This window comes from Mycobacterium sp. MUNTM1 (assembly GCF_054660795.1).
This window is the reverse complement of sequence record NZ_BAAGDE010000118.1, coordinates 1-3476: the sequence shown is the minus strand read 5'-3', so window position 1 is coordinate 3476 and position 3476 is coordinate 1. Positions and strand designations below refer to the sequence as shown.

Here is a 3476-nt window from a genome sequence, read left to right as displayed (position 1 = left end):
CGGCACGCTGACGCGCGCCACGGGGGGTTTAGCGGCGCCCATACACCTTGCGCAGGGAGGCCACCGCACGCCGGTCCTGGCGGCGCTGGCGGCGCACCGCGCGCTGGTGATCGCCCTTATCGGTCGGCAGCCGCCACGACCCCGTCCAGGCCGTCACCCCGGCCGTCTTGGACACCTCAGCCATGGTCATCACTCCCCTCGTCGAGAACCCCAGGCCCGCCCCACTGGCGTGCCCAACACCACAGACCCTACCGGCGACCACCGACACCGCTGGACACCCCAACAGCCTCCCGCAGCGCCATCACCCGCCGCTGCCGGCTCCGCGAATCCATCCACACCAGCGAGCTGTACGCCTCCACGATCGACGCCAACACCAACTCATCACGACGACCCAACCCCGCCGGCGAACAACGCAACCGATACGCCAACTCCCGCAGATCAGTTGGGTCCGGCCAACACATGTCCTCAACCGTCACGAAGCCGCACGGCTGACCGTTCACCGTTGCCCTCCCCTTGGGTGGCCACGCCATCATCGAAGCGCAGCGAGCACGCTGGCCCGTGCCGCGGGCTCACCCCGCCACCGGCGGCAGGCGCAGACCCCCATGGGAGCTGTCGTGATGTCGCGGCGAAGTCGTCACGCTCGGCGATCTCCCCGTTGATCATCGCCAGCGCTTGGTCGATAACCTCGGCCAGGGCCAGCCCCGCCTCCGATGCTTGCGGCGCTAACACGCGGTGAGGGCGGGCGACATACACCGACACAGCGAGCCACCGCTGGCCGATATTGGCCATTTCGACGTGCAGGTTGAAAACGACGTCGATCCCGTCGAGCACTCCCTGGCCGTCGTAAGCCGGATCTATGTCCAAGCTCAGCCACCGCACGTCAGCACCCGCTACTAGCCCTTGCACCTGTAGCCAGCTCGCCCCGGACGGGTCGCTTTGGAAGACCTGCAGCATCAGCTCGTGCAACGTGTACTCCGCTTCGCACTCGCCGGCCAACCGTGCCAACATGTCGGCGATTTCGGCGCGGTTCGCCTCGCGGTCCCACCACTGCTGATACAGGCTAGGGTCGCGTGATACCACCAGCGGAGCGACCAATGCCTCCGCGCGTGGTGATTCGGCGACGTCTACGCCCTGGCTTTCCCCGCGGGGCGACCCCAGCCATTCCTCGAGCACCTCGACGAGGGCTGCCGCCCGGTCATGGATCGTCTCGCGCACATCGAAGTTGTGCTCATCGTGGGAGCGATAGGCAGATTCGCTGTAATCGCTCAGATCGCAGTTAGTAGGGCAATTTTGGTCGCACTCATGCATGACGTGGATGTCGTCGAACGAGGCCCGTAGCGCCGCCACAGCGGCGACCACAGCTGCCGGTGGGGTCGGTGCACTCATCTCAGCCCCACTCATTGCTCAGCCCCACAAGCTCGGCACGCTCAGGGGATTCCAGCACGGTCACGGTGTACAGGGCATCCACGTCTCGGCCAATGCCATGGCCGTCGCCCGTGTACTCCCGCAGCTGCTCCCACAGATGCTCGAGGTATTCGAAGGGCTCCACTTGAACCTTCTCGACCTGTTCGGACTCGTGGCCATCGCTGTAGGTGTTCTCCACCTTGATCTTCAAATGCACTGCCACACTGGGCTCCTCGCCCACACGTGAAGCGTCCGTACCGGCGAACACAGCCGACGACAACTCGGCCAAATCCTCCAGTCTGGCTAGCTGGTCCTCGTCGAGCGCAGCGGCACGCTCGCCCGCCAAACGGGCGATCACTGCCGTGCCGAACACCGGTTGCCATCGCCCGTAGCGGATCGCAATCATGGTTGCCACGACGTTGAGTACGCCAGCCAACGCCTCGCTGTCGTCCAGGTCCACCCCAACGATCGCCTCATCGTCTACCCACATATCGAGCCGATCATCTAGCGAAATCACGTCATACAACGCGCATCCGATTTGCTCGCGAAACAGCGCCCCCGCACCTTCGCGCTCATCCACGATGAACGGCACCCGCGTCACCGTCCGATCAAGGCCCACCTTCAGCACCACCGGTGCATCGCTAGCAGTCACAACACTCCCCTTTCCCGGGAAACATGGCCCTGCCCCAACGGCTTGGCCAACACGACGAACGTTACCGCGCCCCACCGACACCGAAACGAGCACGAGCACGAGCACGAGCACCGACGACAGCAACCATCGAGCACACCGCCGCCCAACGACGCAGCAGCAGCAGCAGCGGCGGCTCGCCTCCGCTGCAATACCCATCACCCCGCCCCTGTGCCGAGTCGGGCGATGAGCGCCCGGGCGGTGGGACGCTAGGCCTCCCAAATTGAGCGGTGCCCGCCGGCGACAGGGGAGGTAGCCAGCGGGCACCGGAGACGCGCGCACAGCTGCCGGAGCGGGAATGTTGGGGTTCACCGGCGCGCGCTGCGCGGCCCAGTTAGGAGGCGATCGCCTCCTCGTCGTCCTGGACCTCGGCCAGAGTCCGGCCGGCTCTCAGGATCCTGTCTACCGCTGTGAACACCGCACGGACGTGGTTGTCCGTGACCTGCTCGTCACCCAGCCAATGCTGGATGTACGCGCGTGACTCCTCCGGCGCCCACGCGTTCAGCTCGAGTTCGTGAGCCAGTAGGTAGGCCACCGATTCAGCCTGAAATTCGCCGACCCCCCGGCTGCAGGGGCTCACACCCTCGTCGCCGCCGGTGGTGTGCCCGAGCATCACATGCCCCAACTCGTGGAACATGGTCTTGAGCGGGAACTTCGCCACGGGATTGATCGCGACCGTCCGCTCGAAGCTGTACCCCTGGCAGTTGCCGTCGATCATCGCGTAAGGCACCTGCTCGATGTTGAGAACGGCCAGCGCACGCTGTGTGTCCCATGCGGGCAACTCGGGCCATTCGATGTCTGGACCCACCGTGTTCGAGTAGGGGAATGTGCTGCGCCGCAACACGAACCGCGTGAACTTGACCACCCGGTCACCGGTCTCGGCGTCCTTTTCGTAGACCGGGCGCGGATGCCGCACGAATCGGGCGCCGCCCTTGACCGGGATACGGCCCAGCGCCTTCCACACCTTGAACGGCGCGCACGGCTCGGTGACGCCTTGCGACCACAACAGCAGCTGGTTGGCCAACGAATATTGGTAAAAGCGGCAGTAGGTGTCACCCAGCCGGCCCGGCATCGTCATCGCTTGTTCGAGCAGCGCGCGCCAGTCGATGTCGCCATCCTTGTCGACGGCCGCCGCCGGAACCCGATCGATCGTTGCTGCAGTCATGGCACTCCCCTTCCGGGATTTCGGGGCCCGCCCAGCTGGCTTGCCCTACACCAACAACACTACCGAACCCCACCGACAACGCCGAACGAACAGCGATAACCCCTATCAGCGCACCGTGATGTCCACCACCACCACCACCTGGGGAGATGCAGCGAAGATTGACCAGAATCGCCGAGGTACTTTGACAGATACCCGGCGTGTCGCGTACCGGTGTCAAAC

Annotated in this window: 5 protein-coding genes; all 5 read right to left on the bottom strand. The window is 65.2% G+C overall.

Features of this window, described 5'->3' with window-relative positions; all coding sequences use genetic code 11:
* Positions 1-28: 28 nt before the first annotated feature.
* Entirely contained in the window at positions 29-184 is a 156-nt protein-coding gene (locus tag ACYQ8K_RS29890; protein WP_165821867.1) for a hypothetical protein, read from the bottom strand.
* 64 nt (positions 185-248) lie between these two features.
* Entirely contained in the window at positions 249-461 is a 213-nt protein-coding gene (locus tag ACYQ8K_RS29885; RefSeq protein ID WP_232232264.1) for a hypothetical protein, read from the bottom strand.
* A gap of 4 nt (positions 462-465) precedes the next feature.
* Positions 466-1386: a hypothetical protein gene (locus tag ACYQ8K_RS29880; protein ID WP_139830016.1), complete on the bottom strand. Its 921-nt coding sequence runs from the start codon at positions 1384-1386 to the stop codon at positions 466-468.
* Position 1387: 1 nt separating this feature from the next.
* A complete protein-coding gene (locus ACYQ8K_RS29875; protein ID WP_231122313.1) occupies positions 1388-2056 on the bottom strand; it encodes a DUF3846 domain-containing protein in 669 nt (222 codons plus the stop codon).
* A 370-nt stretch (positions 2057-2426) separates the two neighbouring features.
* Complete coding sequence (locus ACYQ8K_RS29870) at positions 2427-3257, bottom strand: hypothetical protein (protein WP_036473965.1); 831 nt, start codon at positions 3255-3257, stop codon at positions 2427-2429.
* Between the last annotated feature and the right edge of the window lie 219 nt (positions 3258-3476).